A 19,807-nucleotide genomic window follows, 5' to 3' on the forward strand; every position below is an offset into this window, starting at 1 on the left:
GTCAGGCGCCTTCGGAACTGTTGCCGCTGCTGGAACCGCCCTGCGATCCCAGCTGGCTCATGGCGGCATCGCGCATGCGCGAGCGGGCGAAGGCGATGACTTCCTGCGGCGCGCCGATGCGTTCGATCCGGCCGTCCAGCAGCAGTGCCACCTTGTCGGCGATCGCCATCGGCGCCATGCGGTGCGAGATCATGATGATGGTGCGGCCCCGGCGGGCGCGGTTCATGGCCCGGATCAGGCGTTCCTCCGAGCCGGGGTCCAGTGCGCTGGTCGCCTCGTCGAAGATCAGGATCTTCGGGTTGCGGATCAGCGCGCGTGCCACCGCCAGCAGTTGCCGCTGACCGGACGACAGGCCCCCGCCGCGTTCCGACAGCACCGTGTCATAGCCCTTGGGCAGCTTCTGGATGAACTCATGCGCGCCGACGAACTTCGCCACCGATTCGACGCGTGCCGGATCCTTGTCGTCGATGCCCATGGCGATGTTCTCGCGCACCGTCCCGGCGAACAGCTGTACTTCCTGCGGCACCACGCCGATCTGGCGGCGCAGGGTTGCGGGCGAGATGTGGGCGATGTCGGTGTCGTCGACCAGCACGCGGCCGTGTTCGGGCTGATACAAACCCTGGATCAGCTTGGAGAGCGTGGTCTTGCCCTGGCCGGACGGGCCGATGATGCCGAACACCTGACCGGCCTCGATCTCGAAGCTGATCCCGTTCAGCACGAACGGCAGGTCGTCGGCATAGCGGTACGAGATATTGTCGAACGCCACCTTGCCCGTGATCGGCGAACCGGGGCTCAGGTCGCCGGGTTCGCTCTCCGGCGTCTCGTTCATGATCTCGTCGATGCGCTGGAAGGCCGAGCGGACTTCCTGCACCTGATGCCAGGCCGAGACCACCTGCCGCATGGGCGCGACCGCGCGGGTGGCCAGAATGTTGGTCGCGATCAGGGCACCGATGGACATGTCGCCCGACATGATCAGCAGCGCGCCGACCACGATGACGACAAGGCTGAGGACCTGCTGCAGGTTCTGGCCCACGGCGGAGAGGATGCCGGACAGGCTGTGGCTGCGGTATCCGGTCCAGGCCGACAGGCCCAGCCGGTGATCCCAGCGGCGCTCGATCTCGGACTCCAGACCCAGGGACTTGACCGTCAGTGCGTTCGCCATGGTCTCGTGCAGCGCCGAGGCCTTGGCCGCCTGCCCCATGAAGTTCTGTTCCGTCAGTTTCTTCTGCCGACCGTGGGACGCAAGCGACAGCAGCACGAACAGCGGGATGGAGACCGCGACGATCAGCGCGATCAGCGGTTCGATCAGGACCAGCGCGAACAGGAACACGCCGACGAACAGCAGGTCGGCGATCACCAGCGGCATCTGTCCGGTGAAGAAGGCGCGGATGGAGTCCAGCTGGCGCATGCGTTCGGAAATCATGCCCGAGGCGGTGGTCTCGAAATGCTTGTAGGGCAGCCGCAGCAGATGGTGCACCAGTTCGCCGCCGATCAGGCTCTCGACGCGGGCGCCGGTGTGGCTGGAGACATAGACCCGCACGATCCTGAGAACCAGGTCGAACAGGTAGATGATCACCATGCCGACGGCCAGGGCGAACAGCGTGGCCTGTGCCCCGCCGCCCGCGCCCACGACCTTGTTGAACACCGTCATGATGAACAGCGGCGCGGCCAGCGCGAAGATGTTGATCATCAGCGAGGCCACCGCCAGTTCCAGCAGCACGCCCCGCATCTTGGCGATCACCAGCGACCGCCAGCCCTTTTCCTTGACCGACGCGGCGTCCGGTTCCTTCATCTTCAGGGCGACGTTGCCGAGCGCGCTCACCTCCTCGGCCTGCATCAGGTCGGTGGCATCGGTCTCGGGATTGTAGACCAGGAACGCCGCACCTTCCCGCCGCACCACGGAGACGGCGGCCATGGGCGCGTCGCGCTTCATCGCGATGAAGGGGGGTTTCAGCCTGTCGAGGGATTTCCTGGTCAGCGCCTGTTCCGAGACGGGAAAGCCGAGCCGTTCGGCCGCCAGCCGGAAGCCGTCCAGCGTCATCGGCGTGCCCGCCCCGGGGGCGGCGGCCTGAATATCGGCATAGCCGATCGGCCGGCCCAGATCGCGCGTGTTGCGCACCAGCAGACGGCGCAGCGTATCGACGCGCGCCGCGGCCGCAGGGGCCGGCGACGGGCTGTCATCGGTCTTCGCGTCGGCGGCTTCCGGTGCCTTGCTTTCGGGCGCGGCAGGCCGGGGCGCGGATTCGGGACGCCGCCATTCCTCTTCGGCGAAATCCGCGACGTCGGCGGTCTTCTTGGGCGCGGGCCGGGAGGAGACGACATGCAGGTGACCGGCGCCCGTGGCGGGATTCCTTGACACGCGCCGGCGGTCTTCCCGCCCGGGTTCTTCTTCCCTGTCGGCGTTGGCGCGTGCCCGCCGTGCCATGATCTCGGCCTTTTCGGCTTCGGTGGCCGGACGTTTCACGACCGGGATACGACCGATCTGGGACCAGCCCCCGGCGTCACCCTTGTTGTCCGGGACGTCGCGATCATCGGCCATGGTCAGCCCTTCGCCTTCTTCGACAGCAGTTTCTTCGGGCGGCGCTGCTCGGCCACCTGGAACAGCGAAAACGTCCGGTTGACGTAGTTGGTGACACTGTTGAGGCCGGTCATGTAGTCGGCCAGCGTCTCGGTCTTTTCCGCCTCGACCATGCGGATCGGGCGGCGCGGATCATCGGTCTCGAAGCGGGCATAGAACCACGGCTCGCCCCGCTTCAGGATCAGATCCTTCTGCGGTTCATACCATTCGAAGGCCCACATCATCGGGCGCGGCCAGATGTGGATCGGCAGCCGTCCGCCGATCATCGTTCCCGGCATCGGGGTGGGCCGGTAGTGGTTGAAGGCCGGCATCTGGTTCATCCAGCAGACATCGTCGGCCACGAAGATGTAGGGCGTGATGAACTGGATGATCGGGCGATTGGGGTGCCGCCATTCCTTGCGCGGCATGACCGCCACCATCTGGCGGAGGTGCTTGGAGCGGATGGAGCTGCTGTCGCCGCTGACATTGATCAGCTGCGGCTGGCCCTTGTCGTCCATCTTGAAGCGCAGGTGCACGTCGATGGGGCACGGGATCTCGAACAGCCGGGCCTCATAATCCAGCACCGCCGGACAGACGCCGACGGATTTCGAATGCTGCACCTGCGAATCGTTGCGCCGGCAGGGGCGCGGCGCCTCCCAGATGAAGCCGGCCTTCTCGGCATCCAGAATATAGCCGACCTCGACCACGCGCCGTTCGGGCGCGGCCTTCTTGTCGGGCAGGCCCTCGGATTCACCTTTCAGGTACGCAAACATGCCGGTTTCCTAGCAGAAAGAAGTCGAAGCATCGTTAATGTTCCGGGAATTGACAAGGCAAAGCCCGTGCCAGCGCTGTCAGGCCACGCCGATCGGAGGCCGTCCGGTGCGGGGCCGGACCATACCAAAGACACGGCGTGCATTCCGCCGCAGCAGGATATCAGGTTCGGCAGCCAGACGCGCCTCATGATTCAGCCGTGTCAGCAGGCCCGGTTTCGGCACGCCGGCGAAGCAGCGCCGGTGCGCCGAAACGACCTGGTCGAAGGCCCTGCCCCGGACCGAGCCGATGGCGAAGCCCGCAGCGGCAGCATGATCCACGCGCGCGCCCAGACGGGCCAGCAGGGCCAGGAAGACGGTCACCGGTTTCGTCATCGATCCCGCGCGGCAGCGGCTGTGCAGTTCAGCGAAATCGATCCGGTCCGGGTCGCGCAGCATCAGCAGGCCGTCGACCACCGACTTGATCGCGTCGGCGGTGAACAGGTCGCCCGCCGCATGGCTGGCCGCGATCAGGAAGCGATGGCTCGCACAGGGCAGCCAGATGCCGTCGACGTCCGCCTTTTCCGCCGCTCCCAGCAGGTCCGCCGCGGGCAGCGCCCGCGCGAAGGGATGGGCATCGCCCTGGACATGCAGGTCGATGTTGCAGCCGTCGTCCGGACCGATCAGGGGCTGGAAGCTGGCGTCGCCGACAAAGCCCCACGGGCCACGGGTCGGCATGTCGGCGAAGGCAAAGCCCCGGTCCAGAAAGAAGCGCAGCGCCGCGTCCAGATCGGCGGGCGCGACCAGCAGGTCCGCGTCCGAGACGGCGCGGCCATCCGGATCGGGCCAGACCGCATGCGCGCTCGCCAGACCCTTCATGGCCATATTGAACGTGCCCGACGCATTCAGCGCCGCCGACCAGCGCTCGCCCTGCAGCCGCCGGAACCGGTTCAGCAGGCGGGCCTGCTGTACCGCGTCCTGTCCGACCACGTCCGCCGCAGCCGGCACCAGTGCCGCCACACCCGCCGCCGAGATCAGGTCCGCCAGCGCGACAACAGCGGCCTCATCCAGGGGACCGAAAGGACCCTCATGCCCGGCAATGGCACGCCAGACCGGGTCGAGCGTTTCATCATGGTACAGTGACATGGTGCATTCCCGGACGCCGCGGGGCAGGATGCTCACGTGCTCGTCACGCGCTTTCCAGCGCCTCGATCCCGGACACATCGACGGACCGTTCGGCCAGCGCCAGATCATGCTGGGCCTGCATGTCGAGCCAGAAGCCCGGCCTGCTGTTCAACAGCTTGCCGAGCCTGACGGCCATTTCCGGCGTGACCGGATGGGTCTCGTTCAGAATGTTGTAGAGATGGCCGCGAGAGATGCCCAGCGCCCTGGCAAAGCCGGACTTGCTGATCTTCAGTGCAGGCAGGATGTCTTCACGCAGCGTGGCCCCCGGATGCGCGGGGATGATGCTGTGGTGCCGTTCCATCAGTGATAATCCTCCAGATCCACTTCGATTGCGTCCTCGCCGTCCCACGCAAAGGTCAGGCGATAGTTGTGCGTCACACGGACCGAATAGCGGTCAACGCCCTGCAGGCCATGGAAATGGTAGCCCGGCAGGTTCATGTCCTCGGGCGTCCTGGCAACCGAAAGAGCGGCCATCCGGACATTCAGCTTGGCAATCCACTGCGGGTTGATCCCACGGGTTCTGCCCTTCGTCCAGAAGTCACGCAGACTTCTGTTCCTGTAGCTCTTGATCACACCTGTAACATAATCCTGCACAGATAACTGTCAAGGAATACTGGACAGTATCGACCGGCGGCATCGCCCGGATTGCGGGCAGGATGATCACGGCAACCGGACATGGGCGACCGCGGCCATGGCGGTTACCTGAGATCCCGCACCGGCCAGTTGATCAGCAGGACCCCCATGAAGGCCGCGAGGATGCCAGTGCCCATGACCGGCGTGATCACGTCGCCCAGGAAGATCACGCCCAGGCCGACGCCGACACCGATCCTGAGATAGGCCTGGCTGGTCACGCCCAGGCTGCCGAGGGTCCGCACCAGCCGGAAGTACAGCAGGAACGCCAGCGCGGTCGAGAAGAAGGCCAGCGCCGAGGCCGCGACCAGCGATCGCAGCGAGATATCCAGTGTCCATGGCTGATCGATCAGCACCGAGGCGGGCAGCAGGATGGCGCTGGACCAGAGCATGGAACCGGCGGCTGTCGTGGCCGGGCCGAGATGGCTGAAGTTCCGGCCGTAGATCGCGGCCATGCCGTAGAGCATGGCCCCGGCCAGAATGGCGAGCTGTGCGATCACGGCCTCGCCCAGTCCGGCCAGGGCATCGGTGCCGACGATCAGGATCACGCCGCCGAGGCCGAGCAGGGCCCCGAACGCCGCGCGCGCGCCGACCGCCTGCCTGCGGAACGGCAGCAGCCCGGCCAGCACCACGAAGATCGGCGCGGTGGAGTTCAGCACGGTGGCCAGCGAGGCCTCCACGAACTGCTGACCCCACGCCAGCAGGGTCCAGGCCCCGAACCCGTTCAGGCAGGACTGGATCGCCAGCTTGCGCCAGGTCTCCCGGTCGCGCGGAAACTTCTGGCCGGTCGCCTGCATGACGATGACCAGGAAGATCACCGCTACGCTGACCCTGAAGGCCACCAGCGACACCGGCGGGATGGTCTCCAGCGCGATCTTCAGCAGCGGATAGGACGCGCCCCAGAAGGTCGCCAGCAGGCCGAGCAGCACGTATTCGATCCATCCGGGGCGCATGTCGCTGGCTTTCATTCGAACGGGGTGAGGGGTGCATGGGGACCGGAAACGCGCGTCAGGAAGGTCCGGTCTTCCCGCAGCAGAAACTTCTCGGACTGGGCGAACGCATAGTTTTCCCGCCCCAGCGGGTCCGCCGACAGGCGCGCCCGATAGGCTTCGTAGGCGGCCAGACTTTCGACGTTGTAGACGCCATAGGCAAGCGTCGTCGATCCTTCGTGCGGTGCGAAATAGCCGATCAGATCGCCGCCGCAGCGCGGGATCGCCTGTCCCCAGTTGCGCGCATAGGCGGCGAACTGGGCTTTCTTGGTCGGATCGATGTGATAGCGGATGAAACAGGTCAGCACGATGATGTCTCCCCTCGGGTTTGTATGACGCGGGCGAGTCTGACCGATTGAACGACGCTGATGCTTCGACTATGATCGAACCATGAAAGAAGGACCGGACATTGCCCTGCTGGGGTCGCTGATCGGCGATCCGGGCCGCGCCAACATGCTGACCGCCCTGATGAGCGGCAAGGCGCTGACGGCGACCGAGCTGGCCGCCGAGGCCGGCGTCACGGTACAGACCGCCAGCAGTCATCTCAGCCGGCTGCAGGAGGGTGGCCTGATCCAGCAGCGCCGGCAGGGACGGCATCGCTATTTCAGTCTGGCCGACGACGATGTCGGTGCCTTGCTGGAAAGCATGATGGGGATCGCCGCGCGGCGCGGTCACACCCGCACCCGCACCGGACCGAAGGACCCGGCCCTGCGCCGTGCCCGCGTCTGCTATGACCATCTGGCCGGTGAGCTGGCCGTGCGCATGTTCGACAGCCTGCACAGCCGGTCCCTGATCATATCGCACGACGACAGGATAGCCCTGACCGGGGCGGGCGAACGGTTCGTGGCGGACTTCGGGATCGACCTGCCTGACATGGGCAGGACCCGGCGGCCGATGTGCCGCCCGTGCCTGGACTGGAGCGCGCGGCGCACCCATCTCGCCGGATCGCTGGGTGCGGCCTTTCTGACGCGATTCCAGACGCTGGGCTGGGCGGCGCGGGAACCCGGGTCGCGTGTCGTGCGTTTCTCGCGACGGGGTGAAGCATCATTTCTGGAACGGTTTCCGGGCTGAGCCGCACGGAAAACGAGTCTCATTCCGGGACAGGAAATGCGCGGCAAGTGTATGATGGGTCACTGATTCGGGACGGTTTCCGGTTCAAACCGGGTCCGGACCACACTATTTGGTAAGGGTATGCCTTTAAGCGACTAGGTGAACTGTGCCCGGTTCTTGCATGATGGGAAGCACCATGAAACGTATGTCGCAAATTCTGACGGTTGCCGCGATCGCGCTGGCTCCCGCATTCGCGCAGGCGCAGGTCCTGCAGGATCCCAACCGCGCCGACGCGCTGGCCGGTGCCATCGCGGGCAGTGACGAGGGCCTGCTGGCCATCGAGCGCTTCCTGGACGACGGCGGCGTGCCCGAGGCGGCGGCGCAGCGGGCGGTCAGCCTGATCCGCGAGCTGCAGCGCAGCGATCTGGTCGCCGATCCCGAGATCATCCAGAAGGCTGCGGACCGCATTTCATCCGCGGCGAGCCGCTCTTTCGTGGCCGCCAAGATCTACAAGACCCGCGTGACCAATACCTTCGAACTGGGCGAGAAGCGGATCGGCTTCGACTTCGGCCCGCCCGATGCCCAGGTTAAGGAGGGTTTCACCAAGGTCACCGCGAAGAGCACCATCATCAAGGGCCCGAACCCGACCGCCATGCGCCGTCCGGAAGGCGAATCCCTGCTGCGCGACGGCATCCGCAACATCCGCAAGGTGAAGCTGCCCGTCGAGAACGGCACCTATCGCGTGATGATCACCACCGATGACATCGGCGTGCCCGAGGCGAGCGAGCGTCCCTACGGGGCCGGCCTGAAGATCAATGGCGAACGCGTCCGGGTCGCCGCCCAGACGCCGAAGAACTGGGTCGACGAGACCTATCTGGCCGAGCCCGACCGGTATTATGCCGAGGATGGCGACAAGGCCGCCGACGCGGTTGCCAGCCGCGGCAACGCCAGGGGCCGTACCACCGGCGGCGTGATGGTCGTCGATGCCACGGTCACGGATGGCGAACTGAATCTGACCTTCGATCTGATCGAGGGCCGCGAGACCTATCTGACCGGCGTGATTCTGGAACCCGCGACCGAGGAGAGCGTGTTCGCAGGCTCGCCGACCGCGCGCCGCGTGCTGTTCACCCAGCCCGCCGATATCGTCGCGGCGACCGAGGCGGTCGAGACCGCGCGTCAGAACCTGATTTCAGACATCGTCGTGGAGGCGGAGCCGGAGCGGCTTGCACGGCTGCTCGATCTGCCCGATCCTGTCGTTGAACCCCTGAACGACGTCAGCCCCAACTGACGCGGCGACCCGGGCTTCTGGAGGGATTGATGGCCGGCAGTGGAAAGCTCCGATTCGGACTCTGCCCGGCGTTTCTCATGCTTCTGGCGGCCCTTGCCGGGTCGACGGCGGCCCGCGCGCAGGGCGCGACCGACACCTCGTCCGAAGGCCAGGTCCGCCCCACCATCATCCAGAATCCGATCATTCCCGGTAACGCCGATCCCGAACCGCCGTTCACCACCGCGAAACAGGACGCCGTGCTGCAGCGCCGCCGCGATCCCTACGACCCGATCGGCATGGAAGCCGGCGGCATCTTCCGCGACATCAAGTATCTGGGCCGCGGCCAGATTCTGGAGAGCTTCCTGCTGTTCCCGAAGGTCGAGACCGAAGTGGTGTTTGACACCAACATCTTCGCCGAGGCCAGCAACAAGACCGCCGATTTCATCGGCACGGTCCGACCGGAACTGGAACTGCATTCCAACTGGGACAATCACGAATTCTTCGTCCGGGGCTTTGGCGAGTTCGGCCGCTATCTGCGCAACAACCGCGAAAGCTTCCGCCGTCACGGCGTCGAGATCGGCGGACGGCTGGACGTCACCGAGTTCCTGCGGATCAACGCCAATACCGGCTGGCAGCGCAAGACGACTGCGCGTAGTGACATTGAGGCAGATACCGGCGGCGACGAGCCGACAGTGTTCTATGAAAGCTTCGGTGAACTCCGTGCCCGCTACAAGCGCGACAAGTTTCTGGTCGATGCCAAGACCAAGATGACCGTGTTCGATTTCGTCGACACCCCCGCCGGTGCCGGCGAACGGGAGAACGACCAGAACGATCGCTGGTTCTGGGAAAACAGCCTGCGGCTTGGCTGGGAAGAATGGCGTGGCACCACCATCTTTGTGGAACCGTTTTACCGCTTCAGTCGAAATTTCATCAATCCCGACAATCAGGGCGTAACCCGCGGCTTTTCGTCGAAGGGCCTGACGATGGGTCTGACATACGACGCCACTGCGGTGACATTCCTGGAAGCCGCCGTCGGCATCGGGTTCGGCGATTCCTTCGACGGTAATGCCGATGGCTTCCTGTTCTTCGCACCTGCACTCGACTGGGTCTGGAACCCTCACGACTCCTGGACGTTCAAGGCCGGATACCAGCGGCGGATCACAGGCACGAACAGCTTCACAACCGTCAACGGGGTCAATATTCCCGATGTCGCTTTTTTGACGGACGAGATCAGTCTGGAAGCGCAACTGGAAGTGACGTTCGAACTGCTGGCCAGCGCGAAGCTGGATATCGGACTGGGGGATACCCTGCAGAACAACACCAGCCAGACCAGTGTCGACACGGAACTCGCGCTGTTGTGGCTGATGAACGAACACGCACGGCTGAAAGGCTTCTGGGCGTGGGAGACGCTGACGTCGAACGACGCGAACCGCGAGTTCGGCAAGCACCGTGTTGGCGTGGTGTTAACCTTGCATTATTAGGGGCAAGGGCCGCACAGCGGTCCGCACCAATCGCAGAATTGAACGGAAAGAGCGGAACATGAACCGGCATATCGCAAAATTTGCATCGACGACCCTTGCGCTGATCGCGCTTGCGGCTGTCCTGCAGGCCTGCTCGGACCGCCGCTATGGCCGCGATGTCGTGGTGATCCAGCCCGCCCAGCCCGCTCAGGCCGCGCCCGCCCCGGCCGTCGCGCAACCGGCGACCGTTGCTGCCCCGCGCCGCGCGGCCATTGCGCCGCCCACGGCGGTTCCGCCCGCACCCCGCGCCGTCGTCACCCCGGCCCCCGCCGCGCCGGCCATCGTCAACCAGCCCGCCGTTGTCGACGGCACGACCGTCGTCGCCGCGCCGGACACCGCTGCCGCGGTTCCGGTGCAGCCGCCCCGCACCGCCGCGACCGCCGACGACGATGCCGCCCCCGTGCGCCGCGATGCGGAAGGCCGCCGCCTGGTCGCCGCCTCCAACACGTCCACCCCTGCGGGCACCCTGGGCGGCCGCCCCGTCTTCGCCGTCGATGACGTGCCGGAAAACGTGGCACGGCAGCTTGAGGAATACCGGCTGGGTCCGGGCGACCGGCTGCAGATCAAGGTCTTCGGTCAGGACGAAATCTCCGGCGAATTCGAGGTCAGCGCCGCGGGCGAGCTCTCCTACCCGCTGATCGGACAGATCACGGCCGAGAACCTGACCCCGGGCGAGTTCAACAAGATCCTGACGGCCGCGCTGGAGGAATTCTTCGTCACGCCCCAGGTCACGGTCGAGGTCACCAACTACCGGCCCTTCTTCATTCTGGGCCAGGTCGGCAATCCGGGTACCTACAAGTATCAGCCCGGCCTGAACGCGCGGATGGCCATCGCCGTCGGCGGTGGCTACACCCGCCGTGCCAAGGAAGAACCCATCACCATCTTCCGCACCGATTCGGCGGGCAACCTGATCAAGTTCGACGCCGATCAGGACAGCGTGATCCTGCCGGGCGACACGATCGAGGTGCATCGCCGCCTGTTCTGACCGGCAGCGCGGCTGGGTCTTTCCGCCAGGAATATCCATCGGCCCGGAACCCGGGCCCCCTTGCGGCGTTCCCGCACGGAGGTGCGACCGGCTGTTCGCAAATTGTCACCACCTGAACACATTGTTTGCCCTGGACAATGCGATATGGGTAACGGAACTGGCACATCTGTTGCTTCTTGCAGGAGGAAGTGGGGTCGCACGTCGATGATCTAGCGGCCTGAACTGAAACAGATACCAGATGTTGGGTTATCGGGTTCGCTGAAACGCAAAAAGCGATACTGCCGGATCAGATAAATAAAACGGGAACTTAAGATCGGTCGCCAACACGCTGAAAGAATTACAGATTATACCCTTCGGTCTATGATGTGATTCGGTCGGCTGGCGCAGAGCTGGGTTCAAGGCAAGAGAGCGATGGCGAACGTGAGCTACCTGCATACGACACACGCGGATGAAACCGGAGAAGCACCCGCCTTCATGTCCCAGTCGAACTCGGAATCGAGCATGATGAACTTCCGTCAGGTGTTCTCGGTGATCTGGCGCCGCAAATGGATCGTCGTCGCGATCATGGCGCTGGTCATCGCGCTGACCTATTTCTGGCTGCAGTCGCAGACGCCGCTCTACTCCGCCGGATCCGAAGTCGTGATCGGCATCCGCGAGGACACCGTCACCGGCATCGAGGGCGTGGTGCAGCGCGAGCAGCAGGACTTCTATTTCAACGAGACCCAGGCCAAGATCATCTCCTCCTCGCAGATCGCCGAGGAAGTCGCCACGCGGCTGGACCTGTTCGAGAACCCCGAACAGCTCTACTGGAAGTCGAGCGCCGGTCCGTCGGCCGGCCAGCAGATCAAGTCCACCATCAAGAGCATCCTGCCCGAACCGGTCGTCGAGGGCTTTCGCAGCGTGCTGAACCTGCTGCGCGGCGGCAGCCAGACCGCGGAAGACCGTTCCGTCATCAAGAGCATGACCCCGGAAGAACGCGCGGCCTTCGAACGGCAGACGCTGATCCGGACCCTGCTGGACGCGATCTCCGTCGATCCGTCCGACCGGTCGCGGACCATCGCCATCCGCGCCATCTCCGACAAGCCGGACATGGCGCGCAAGATCGCCAACACCTTCGCCGAGGCCTATGTCGATTCGACCCAGACCGAGAAATCCGATGCCACCACCCGTGCGTCGGGCTTCCTGAGGGATGAGGTCGAGCGCCTGCTGCTGCAGTCGCAGCAGTCGGAACAGGCGCTGGCCCAGTTCAGCCGCGATACCGGTTTCGTCAGTGTGGGTGACCGCCTGACCCTGATCGAGGAGCAGCTCGCCGACCTGAACAGCAAGCTGGTGCTGGCCCGCGAGGAACTGGCGGAATCCCAGGCCCGCAACCAGCAGGTCCGCCGCCTGCTCAGCGAGGAGGGTGGCATCGAGACCGTCGCATCCGTGCTGGAATCGCCGCTGATCAGCCGCCTGCGCGAGCAGGAGGCCGAGGTGGTCCGCGAGATCGCCGAACTGCGCACCCAGCTGCGCGACCGTCACCCGCGCCTGCTGCTGAAGCGCGCGGAACTGGAAGACCTGCAGCTGAAGATCCGCAGCGAGATCGACAAGATCGTCATCGGCCTGAACAACAAGCTGGAACTGGCCCAGGTCAAGGTCCGCAACCTGGAGAACGAGGTCGCGGTGGTGCAGGCACAGATCGCGAAACAGTCCGACGCCGAGGTGACGCTGCAGTCGCTCCAGTCGCAGCGCGATGCCGACAAGCAACTCTATGAGACCGTGCTGACCCGCTTCAACGAGATCAATCTGCAGGAACGCGCCCCCCAGAAGGCCGACGCGCGCATCATCTCCCGCGCCGCGACGCCGCTGGAACCGAGCTTTCCGCGCAAGAGCCTGACCATGGCCGCGGCGATCGTCGGATCCGCCATGCTGGCCATCATGGTGGTCTTCCTGATCGAATACATGGACTCGGGCTTCCGTTCGCTGCACCAGCTGCAGCAGCAGGCCTATGTGCCCGCGCTCGGCATCATCCCGCGCCTGTCGGTGCTGGAGGGACGCCGCTACACGCCGGAAGACTTCGTGCTGGACGAACCGAACTCGCTCTATTCGGAATCGATACGCACCATCCGCACCTCGCTGATGCTGTCCAGCATCGACAGCCCGCCCCGATCGGTCATGTTCACCTCCTCGGTGCCGGCCGAGGGCAAGACCTCGACGGCGGTGTCCGTCGCACGCGCCGCCGCCAAGGCGGGCCAGCGCACGATCCTGGTCGACTGCGACCTGCGCAAGCCGTCGGTGAACGAATCGCTGCGGGTGCCGAACGGCAAGGGCGTGGTCGAGATCCTGACCGGCAACATCGAGCTGGACGATGCCATCGAGATCGACCTGAAGTCCGGACTGCATTACATCACCGCCGGCGCGAAGGCGCCGAACCCGCCGGATGCTCTGGGCTCGGTCGCGATGCGTCAGCTGATCACCGAACTGGAAGGCCGCTACGATCTGGTGATCCTGGACACGCCGCCCGTGCTGCCGGTCTCGGATTCGCTGGTGCTGCTGCGCCATGTCGACAAGGCCGTGTTCCTGGTGCGCTGGGGTTCGACCCGCCGCGAGGCCGTGCTGGCCGGGATCCGCCAGGTGCAGGAGGCCAACGGCGACCTGGCCGGTGTCGCCATGACCCGCGTCGACATCCGCAAGCATCAGAAATACAATTACAGCGACAGCTACTACTACTATCGGGGATACGGCAAATATTATGGCACGTAGGCGCCGGCGGGGGCCGGGCATTGCGATCGGCTCATCGTTCGGCGGCTTTGCGATCCTCGGCTGCGGGCTGCTGCTCGGCGGTCTGGCCCTGCCGAAGGTGGCCAGCACCTTTGCCGCGACGACCGGCGAGGCGGTGGTCGAGCGTCTGAAGGAAGGCAAGCCCGTCGGCGAGCACGGCCTGAGCGATGCCCGCGCCTCGTTCGAGAATGCAATCCGGTTCCTGCCCAGCGACTATCGCGCGCCCCGCGATCTGGCCCTGGTCGAACTGCTGGCGGCCCAGCGACTGGAAGACGTCGGGGGCGAGGCCCAGAAGCAGATCGACAAGGATCGCGCCGAACATCTGGCCACCGCGATCTCGGCCAGCCGCAGATCGCTGTCCAACAATCCGGCACAACCCTATGTATGGCTGCGCCTGTCGCAGGCTGAGTTGCTGGCCCGGGGCGTCGGCGTCGAAGCCGCGCTGGCCTACACCATGTCCCTGGAAACCGGCCCGCAGGTGATCGACCTGATGCAGCCCCGCGTCGTGCTGGGCCTTGTGCTGTGGCCGATCCTGGATGACCGTCAGCGGAACCGCGTGCTGGCCCAGATCCGGGGCCTGGCCCGCTATAACCCCCGCATCCTGGCGGAGACGGTACTGCACCGGCCCGGCCTGCCGCAGGTCCGCCAGGCGCTGGCGGACGAACCCGAACTGATGAACGCGTTCCTGCGCTGGTACCTGAAGCGCCGGACACCCGGCCTCCGCCTGCCCACCAACTGACCGGTCCCGCCGGCCTGCCCGCATGGCCACAGGCTGTGATCGGGCGGTGATCTCGGGCGCCCGGGCGTTGAACCCTCTCCCGCACATCCCGATCTTCCGTTCAGTAACGGTTCATGGCGCGCTGTCATGATCAGGACCGTCGAGAGAAGAGGGAAATCAAATGTTCATCCGCAAACGTGTTGCACTGACCTATCCGATACTGATGGCCGCGGCCGAAGCCGCCGGTCCCGTGGCAAGGCGCACCCTTTCCGTTTTGCGTCCGGCGACCCTGGCAATTCCCCTGATGATGGCGATCGGTGCCGGGGGCATGGCATCGACCGCCCATGCCGGCGGTCCGAAGAACTGTCCCCCGGGCCTGGCCAAGAAGAACAACGGCTGCCTGCCCCCGGGTCTGGCCAAGAAACGCTACGCCATCGGACAGCCGGTGCCTGACGATGTCCGCATCATCTATGTGCCCGCCGATCAGTACCCCGATCTGCCGCGTCCCCGCGACGGCCACATCTATGCCCGTGTCGACGGTGACCTGCTGCTGATCGCCGAAGCCACGCGCCGTGTCGTCGATGCTGTCGTGGCGGTCGATGCCGCCGCCCGCGCCACCAGGGACGACTGACACAGGAAACTGGACAGCTGTCCGGAACTTTGGGCGCGTTGCGGCATTCCTTCAGGTACGGGGTGTATTCGGGCGTTCATCGACACGGACAGAAACAGTAAATGTGACACGCTTGTGACCCGTCTGTGTCCTTGTCCACGATGCGTTGAAATAAAAGCAGTGAATAGCGATGTAGAGGTTAGGGCATTTAGCGTTAAGAGGCCCCGTAGTTCCGAGTACGATACGACGATCAGCGTTTGCGTATTGTGATCGGGATCAAAAGAAAAAACGACAGTACAGTCTCTAGGTAGCATACAGAGCAACTAAAAAGCCCGGCGGAGCGATCCGCCGGGCTTTCTTATGGGCATCGTACGGTCACGCCGCAGAGCGGCGGTGATCAGGACAGGTCTCAGGCACCGTGCAGGCCGACGATGGCGATCGACGACACGTTCTGGTGCGGCGCGCCGCCCAGGTTGTGGGTCATGCCGATCTTCGGGTTCGACAGCTGACGCTTGTCCGCGCGGCCCAGAAGCTGCGCATACATTTCATACAGCATCCTCAGACCGGACGCGCCGATCGGATGGCCGAAGCATTTCAGGCCGCCGTCGATCTGTGCCGGCACCTTGCCGTCGGCATTGTAGAAGCCGTCGAGGAAATCCCTCCAGGCCTCGCCTTCCTTCGAGATGAACAGGTCTTCCGCCGTCACCAGCTCGGTGATGGAGAAGCAGTCGTGGCATTCGAACATCGACACTTCTTCGCGCGGGTTCTTGATGCCGGCTTCCTCGTAGGCGCGCTTGGCGGCCTGGCGGGTGGTCATGAAGTAGGAGCCGTCCCAGCTGCTGTGCTGGGCTTCGGTCCCGTTGGAAACCGCCAGCTGCAGCGCCTTGACCGTGACCAGATCCTTCTTGCCGAGCTTCCTGGCGATCTCGGGCGTGCAGACGATCGCGGCGGCGGAACCGTCAGACACGCCGCAGCAGTCGAACAGGCCCAGCGGTTCGGCGATCATCGGTGCGTTCAGCACCGTGTCCATGGAGACGACCTTCTGCAGATGCGCCTTCGGGTTCTTCGCGCCGTTCTCGTGGCTCTTCACCGACACCTGGCCGATGGCGCGCTTCAGATCCTCGGCCTTCACGCCGTGCTTCTGGCGGTAGGCGGTGGCGAGCTGTGCGAAGTTGCCCGGTGCCGAGGCGTTCGGGTTCATCATGTCGTTCAGCGGGCCGCGGCCACGCTGGGGCAGGCCACCGTAGCCGGTGTCCTTCAGCTTCTCGACACCCACGGCCAGCGCGATGTCGGCGGCACCCGAGGCCACGGCATAGACCGCGCCGCGGAAGGCTTCGGTCCCGGACGCGCACATGTTCTCGACGCGGGTCACGGGGATGTAGGGCAGGCGCAGCGCGGTGGCCAGCGGCAGGGCCGACTTGCCGACGTGCACTTCCTCGATGGCGGTGGAGAACCAGGCCGCATCGATCTGCGAGGTCTCGATTCCCGCATCCTTGATGCATTCCTCATAGGCTTCCATCATCAGATCCTCGGCGTCGCAATCCCAGCGTTCGCCGAATTTCGAGCAGCCCATGCCAAGTATGGCGACCTTGTCGCGAATTCCGGACGGCATTTTCCTCATCCTCCCAAGTGAAAACTCAAACGTGGCTTCAAACTAACATGAAATGGCGCGGTGACACCAAAGTCAAATGCAAGGCCGCCCTGCACCTGCGTCAGGTCGCAACGGCGGCACGTGCCAGTTCGCCGCGCGCCTGCCGGATGATGCCGACGGCCGACCAGAGGAACAGGCCGGCCATGATCCCGGCGACGATCAGGTCGGGCCATCCGGTCGCCGTGCCCCAGACACCCAGCGCCGCGATCATGACGGCGATGTTGCCGATGGCGTCGTTCCGGCTGCACAGCCAGACCGAGCGCACGTTGGCGTCGCCGTCGCGGTATGACATTAGGACCGCCACGCTGGCCAGGTTGGCCAGCAGGGCCAGAAAGCCGATCGCACCCATGGTTTCGGCTGCCGGGGTAGCCTGCGCGACCACGCCCCAGGCGGTGCTTGCGAGCACCCACAGGCCCATCAGCAGCAGGCTGATCCCCTTGGCCATGGCCGCCGTGGCGCGCACCCGCAGGGACATGCCGATGACAGCGAGCGACATGCCGTAGGTCACGGCATCGGCGAAGAAATCCAGCGCGTCGGCCTGCAGCGCCCGCGAGCCGGACAGCAGCCCGGCGACACCTTCGACACCGAACATCCCGGCATTGATCGCGATCACCAGCCAGAGCCGCCGGCGGTACGCCGCCGTCGCGCCCGAGAAATCCGTGTCATGTCCGCAGCCTGCGCTCATGGAAGCCTCCTTGAATGTGAGAGGCTCCGTATATAATTCCTCTAGCGACTAGAGGTTCAAGAGGTTTTCTCCATGCATGCGATCGGGGCTCTGGCAAAGGCGACCGGCGTGAAGGTGCCGACCATCCGCTACTACGAACAGATCGGGCTGCTGGACGCGCCGGAACGCACGGACGGCGGCCAGCGGCGCTATGACGGGACCGCCCTCGACCGCCTGACCTTCATCCGGCACGCCCGCGATCTGGGCTTCAGCATCGACGACATCGCGGCGCTGCTGCGTCTGAGTGCCCACGCGACCGCACCGTGCGAAGACGTCAACGCGCTGGCCGCGGCCAATCTGGAAAGCGTACGCCAGCGAATCAGCCGGTTGCAGGCACTTGAGACAGAGCTCAGCCGGATCGTCGCGTCCTGCGCGGACGGGACGGTGAAAGACTGCCAGGTCATCCGCAGCCTGTCGGATCACGGCCTGTGCCGGACATCGCACTGATGCGGCTTCCCCTTCCCGACGCCACCGGCATAGGATGCGCGCCGGATCGATCAGGGGGGAGACAGCTATGACCGACGCGTTTCACGAGATGACGGCCCTGGCGCTCGGTCGCGGCATCGCCGCCGGGCGGATCGATCCCGTGGCCCTGGCCGAGCATTTCTTCGACCGCATCGCCGAGGCCGACCCCGACCGCAAGACCTATGTGTCGCTCACCCGCGAACGCGCCTATGCCGAGGCCATGGCGGCGCGCCGTCGCGCGGCAGCCGGTGCCATGCTGTCGCCGCTGGACGGGGTGCCGATCAGCTGGAAGGACCTGTTCGACACGGCCGGACATGCGACGGAAGGGGCCTCGAAACTGTTCAGCGGCCGCGTGCCCGAACGCGACGCTGTCGCGCTGGAACGCGCCGCCGCCGCCGGGGTCGTCTGCCTGGGCAAGACCAACCTGCCGGATCTGGCCTATTCGGGTCTCGGTGCCAATCCCCATACGGGCACGCCGGTGAATCCCTACAGCCCGGACGGCGATCCCCGCGTGCCGGGCGGCAGCTCCGCCGGTGCCGGTGTCTCGGTCGCGGCCGGACTGGCCGCCGCCGGAATCGGCTCCGACACCGGCGGATCGGTGCGCATTCCCGCCGCCTTCAACGGGCTCGTCGGCCTGAAGACGACATGGGGCGCGATCTCGCTGGAAGGTGCCATCCCGCTGGCCCCGTCACTGGATACCGTCGGCCCGCTGACGAAGGACGTGGCCGATGCCAGCGCCCTGCACGCCATCATGTCGGGCCGGCCTGCCGCCGACCTGCGGGGGACCGATGCGGGCCGGCTGAGGCTGCTCTGGGCCCGCGGCCACGACGACAACGAGCTGGAACCCGGCGTTGCCGCGCGGATCGAGGCCGCCGTCGAGACCCTGCGCCGGGCCGGTGCCACCGTCGACGAGCAACGTCTGGATTCCTTCGAGGCCGTGGACGACCTGGCCGCCCAGCACGGCAACCTCATCACGCTGGAAGGCTGGGCGCTGTGGGGCGAAACCATCGATGCCAACCCCGGCAAACTCTATGCGCCCATCCGGGAACGGATCAGCGCCGGGCGCGACGCCCGAGCCGTGGATGCCGAGATCCTGCGCCACCGGTTTCCGGACATGCGCCGCGTCTGGCTGCGCGAGGCGGCCGCCTATGACGCGGTGATCATGGCCACCTGCCCGATCGTCGCGCCCTCGATCAGGCTGGTGGAGAGTGACGGAGAGGCCCATTCCAGGCTGGCCATGCTGTCGTCATCGAACACGCGCCGGGTGAACTATCTGGGACTCTGCGCCCTGTCGCTGCCCTGCGGTCTGAGCGACGGGCTGCCGGTCGGCCTGATGGCGATCGCACCGCCCGATGCTGAGGGCCACCTGCTGCGCACCGGCAAGGCCATCGAGCAGGCGCTTGGCGAGACTGGCTAAATATCAGGCAATTTGGCCGGACTGCATAAAATTTGATCAAATCATGTTGCCCCACGGCCCGGTTTGCCACCCTGATTCCCCCTAACCTGTTGAAAAACAAGACTCCGTGAAAAGCGGCACGCCGCTTGAACCCTTTCTGTCATCCGGACCTGCGGGTCCCTGTGAAGAAAGTGAGGGAGTGGCGCATGAAACTCATCATCGCCGTGATCAAGCCGTTCAAGCTGGACGAGGTCCGCGAAGCGCTGACCGCGCTCGGCATCGACGGCCTGACGGCTACGGAAGTGAAAGGCTATGGCCGACAGAAGGGCCATACCGAAATCTATCGCGGCGCGGAATACGCCGTCAGTTTTCTGCCCAAGGTGAAAATCGAGATCGTCCTGAAGTCCGAACTGGCTGAACAGGCGGTCGAAGCCATCCGCCAGGCCGCCGGTACCGGCCAGATCGGCGACGGCAAGATCTTCGTCCTCGACGTGCAGAGCGCCATGCGCATCCGCACCGGCGAGACCGACGGCGACGCGCTCTAAGTTTCT

At 65.4% G+C, this 19,807-nt stretch carries 19 protein-coding genes; 10 read left to right on the plus strand and 9 right to left on the minus strand.

Annotated features, from left to right (window positions below; genetic code table 11):
- Window position 1: 1 nt before the first annotated feature.
- The 7 genes from ACN0X7_RS08080 to ACN0X7_RS08110 all read right to left on the minus strand — a co-directional run bounded on the left by ACN0X7_RS08080 (window position 2) and on the right by ACN0X7_RS08110 (window position 6,418).
- Window positions 2-2,539: a peptidase domain-containing ABC transporter gene (locus tag ACN0X7_RS08080; protein ID WP_417515948.1), complete on the minus strand. Its 2,538-nt coding sequence runs from the start codon at window positions 2,537-2,539 to the stop codon at window positions 2-4.
- A 2-nt stretch (window positions 2,540-2,541) separates the two neighbouring features.
- Complete coding sequence (locus ACN0X7_RS08085; RefSeq protein WP_417515950.1) at window positions 2,542-3,330, minus strand: hypothetical protein; 789 nt, start codon at window positions 3,328-3,330, stop codon at window positions 2,542-2,544.
- 78 nt (window positions 3,331-3,408) lie between these two features.
- Entirely contained in the window at window positions 3,409-4,452 is a 1,044-nt protein-coding gene (locus ACN0X7_RS08090; RefSeq protein ID WP_417515952.1) for a nucleotidyltransferase family protein, read from the minus strand.
- Window positions 4,453-4,495: 43 nt separating this feature from the next.
- Window positions 4,496-4,792 (minus strand): HigA family addiction module antitoxin, encoded by a 297-nt coding sequence (locus tag ACN0X7_RS08095; RefSeq protein ID WP_417515954.1) that lies wholly within the window; start codon window positions 4,790-4,792, stop codon window positions 4,496-4,498.
- Window positions 4,792-5,085 (minus strand): type II toxin-antitoxin system RelE/ParE family toxin, encoded by a 294-nt coding sequence (locus ACN0X7_RS08100; protein ID WP_417515956.1) that lies wholly within the window; start codon window positions 5,083-5,085, stop codon window positions 4,792-4,794. The genes ACN0X7_RS08095 and ACN0X7_RS08100 overlap by 1 nt, the downstream gene beginning before the upstream one ends.
- Before the next feature lie 104 nt (window positions 5,086-5,189).
- Window positions 5,190-6,074, minus strand: coding sequence for a DMT family transporter (locus ACN0X7_RS08105; RefSeq protein WP_417515958.1), 885 nt, complete (start codon window positions 6,072-6,074; stop codon window positions 5,190-5,192).
- A gap of 11 nt (window positions 6,075-6,085) precedes the next feature.
- Window positions 6,086-6,418 (minus strand): NIPSNAP family protein, encoded by a 333-nt coding sequence (locus tag ACN0X7_RS08110; protein ID WP_417515960.1) that lies wholly within the window; start codon window positions 6,416-6,418, stop codon window positions 6,086-6,088.
- Between the two features lie 82 nt (window positions 6,419-6,500).
- On the opposite strand from ACN0X7_RS08110, the gene ACN0X7_RS08115 reads away from it, so the two are divergent.
- The 7 genes from ACN0X7_RS08115 (at window position 6,501) to ACN0X7_RS08145 (ending at window position 15,041) form a co-directional block, all read left to right on the plus strand.
- The gene (locus tag ACN0X7_RS08115) at window positions 6,501-7,181 is read left to right on the plus strand and encodes an ArsR/SmtB family transcription factor (protein WP_417515962.1); all 681 of its coding nucleotides are present in this window, start codon (window positions 6,501-6,503) and stop codon (window positions 7,179-7,181) included.
- 175 nt (window positions 7,182-7,356) lie between these two features.
- The gene (locus ACN0X7_RS08120; protein ID WP_417515964.1) at window positions 7,357-8,448 is read left to right on the plus strand and encodes a hypothetical protein; all 1,092 of its coding nucleotides are present in this window, start codon (window positions 7,357-7,359) and stop codon (window positions 8,446-8,448) included.
- A gap of 29 nt (window positions 8,449-8,477) precedes the next feature.
- On the plus strand, window positions 8,478-9,908 hold the full coding sequence (locus tag ACN0X7_RS08125) for an outer membrane beta-barrel protein (protein WP_417515966.1): 1,431 nt from the start codon (window positions 8,478-8,480) through the stop codon (window positions 9,906-9,908).
- A gap of 58 nt (window positions 9,909-9,966) precedes the next feature.
- Window positions 9,967-10,932 carry a polysaccharide biosynthesis/export family protein gene (locus ACN0X7_RS08130; protein ID WP_417515968.1) on the plus strand — a complete coding sequence of 322 codons (966 nt, stop codon included), beginning with the start codon at window positions 9,967-9,969 and terminating at the stop codon, window positions 10,930-10,932.
- 411 nt (window positions 10,933-11,343) lie between these two features.
- A complete protein-coding gene (locus ACN0X7_RS08135; protein WP_417515971.1) occupies window positions 11,344-13,674 on the plus strand; it encodes a GumC family protein in 2,331 nt (776 codons plus the stop codon).
- Window positions 13,664-14,431, plus strand: coding sequence for a hypothetical protein (locus ACN0X7_RS08140; protein ID WP_417515973.1), 768 nt, complete (start codon window positions 13,664-13,666; stop codon window positions 14,429-14,431). The genes ACN0X7_RS08135 and ACN0X7_RS08140 overlap by 11 nt, the downstream gene beginning before the upstream one ends.
- Window positions 14,432-14,591: 160 nt before the next feature.
- Window positions 14,592-15,041, plus strand: a complete 450-nt coding sequence (locus ACN0X7_RS08145) for a hypothetical protein (RefSeq protein WP_417515975.1) — start codon at window positions 14,592-14,594, stop codon at window positions 15,039-15,041.
- A 388-nt stretch (window positions 15,042-15,429) separates the two neighbouring features.
- Here ACN0X7_RS08145 and ACN0X7_RS08150 read toward each other — a convergent pair whose 3' ends face one another.
- Together ACN0X7_RS08150 and ACN0X7_RS08155 are read right to left on the minus strand one after the other, a co-directional pair.
- Window positions 15,430-16,632 (minus strand): acetyl-CoA acetyltransferase, encoded by a 1,203-nt coding sequence (locus tag ACN0X7_RS08150; RefSeq protein ID WP_417515977.1) that lies wholly within the window; start codon window positions 16,630-16,632, stop codon window positions 15,430-15,432.
- Between the two features lie 100 nt (window positions 16,633-16,732).
- Window positions 16,733-17,356 (minus strand): cation transporter, encoded by a 624-nt coding sequence (locus ACN0X7_RS08155; RefSeq protein WP_417515979.1) that lies wholly within the window; start codon window positions 17,354-17,356, stop codon window positions 16,733-16,735.
- A 72-nt stretch (window positions 17,357-17,428) separates the two neighbouring features.
- Between ACN0X7_RS08155 and ACN0X7_RS08160 the strand changes: the two genes are divergently transcribed.
- The 3 genes from ACN0X7_RS08160 (at window position 17,429) to ACN0X7_RS08170 (ending at window position 19,801) form a co-directional block, all read left to right on the plus strand.
- Window positions 17,429-17,842, plus strand: coding sequence for a MerR family transcriptional regulator (locus ACN0X7_RS08160; RefSeq protein ID WP_417515981.1), 414 nt, complete (start codon window positions 17,429-17,431; stop codon window positions 17,840-17,842).
- Window positions 17,843-17,909: 67 nt separating this feature from the next.
- The gene (locus tag ACN0X7_RS08165) at window positions 17,910-19,277 is read left to right on the plus strand and encodes an amidase (protein ID WP_417515983.1); all 1,368 of its coding nucleotides are present in this window, start codon (window positions 17,910-17,912) and stop codon (window positions 19,275-19,277) included.
- Window positions 19,278-19,462: 185 nt separating this feature from the next.
- The gene (locus ACN0X7_RS08170) at window positions 19,463-19,801 is read left to right on the plus strand and encodes a P-II family nitrogen regulator (protein ID WP_417515985.1); all 339 of its coding nucleotides are present in this window, start codon (window positions 19,463-19,465) and stop codon (window positions 19,799-19,801) included.
- Window positions 19,802-19,807 lie beyond the last annotated feature (6 nt).

Source organism: Minwuia sp. (assembly GCF_048263705.1).
In the GTDB taxonomy this organism is placed as follows: Bacteria; Pseudomonadota; Alphaproteobacteria; order Minwuiales; family Minwuiaceae; genus Minwuia.

Excerpts from the sequence above, each read along its gene's own strand:
- ACN0X7_RS08120 (WP_417515964.1), top strand. The coding sequence starts at position 7,357 with ATGAAACGTATGTCGCAAATTCTGACGGTTGCCGCGATCGCGCTGGCT.
- ACN0X7_RS08135 (WP_417515971.1), top strand. The coding sequence starts at position 11,344 with ATGGCGAACGTGAGCTACCTGCATACGACACACGCGGATGAAACCGGA.
- ACN0X7_RS08170 (WP_417515985.1), top strand. The coding sequence starts at position 19,463 with ATGAAACTCATCATCGCCGTGATCAAGCCGTTCAAGCTGGACGAGGTC.
- ACN0X7_RS08155 (WP_417515979.1), bottom strand. The coding sequence starts at position 17,356 with ATGAGCGCAGGCTGCGGACATGACACGGATTTCTCGGGCGCGACGGCG.
- ACN0X7_RS08165 (WP_417515983.1), top strand. The coding sequence starts at position 17,910 with ATGACCGACGCGTTTCACGAGATGACGGCCCTGGCGCTCGGTCGCGGC.
- ACN0X7_RS08140 (WP_417515973.1), top strand. The coding sequence starts at position 13,664 with ATGGCACGTAGGCGCCGGCGGGGGCCGGGCATTGCGATCGGCTCATCG.
- ACN0X7_RS08160 (WP_417515981.1), top strand. The coding sequence starts at position 17,429 with ATGCATGCGATCGGGGCTCTGGCAAAGGCGACCGGCGTGAAGGTGCCG.
- ACN0X7_RS08095 (WP_417515954.1), bottom strand. The coding sequence starts at position 4,792 with ATGGAACGGCACCACAGCATCATCCCCGCGCATCCGGGGGCCACGCTG.
- ACN0X7_RS08090 (WP_417515952.1), bottom strand. The coding sequence starts at position 4,452 with ATGTCACTGTACCATGATGAAACGCTCGACCCGGTCTGGCGTGCCATT.
- ACN0X7_RS08080 (WP_417515948.1), bottom strand. The coding sequence starts at position 2,539 with ATGGCCGATGATCGCGACGTCCCGGACAACAAGGGTGACGCCGGGGGC.
- ACN0X7_RS08085 (WP_417515950.1), bottom strand. The coding sequence starts at position 3,330 with ATGTTTGCGTACCTGAAAGGTGAATCCGAGGGCCTGCCCGACAAGAAG.
- ACN0X7_RS08125 (WP_417515966.1), top strand. The coding sequence starts at position 8,478 with ATGGCCGGCAGTGGAAAGCTCCGATTCGGACTCTGCCCGGCGTTTCTC.
- ACN0X7_RS08130 (WP_417515968.1), top strand. The coding sequence starts at position 9,967 with ATGAACCGGCATATCGCAAAATTTGCATCGACGACCCTTGCGCTGATC.
- ACN0X7_RS08105 (WP_417515958.1), bottom strand. The coding sequence starts at position 6,074 with ATGCGCCCCGGATGGATCGAATACGTGCTGCTCGGCCTGCTGGCGACC.
- ACN0X7_RS08145 (WP_417515975.1), top strand. The coding sequence starts at position 14,592 with ATGTTCATCCGCAAACGTGTTGCACTGACCTATCCGATACTGATGGCC.
- ACN0X7_RS08150 (WP_417515977.1), bottom strand. The coding sequence starts at position 16,632 with ATGCCGTCCGGAATTCGCGACAAGGTCGCCATACTTGGCATGGGCTGC.
- ACN0X7_RS08115 (WP_417515962.1), top strand. The coding sequence starts at position 6,501 with ATGAAAGAAGGACCGGACATTGCCCTGCTGGGGTCGCTGATCGGCGAT.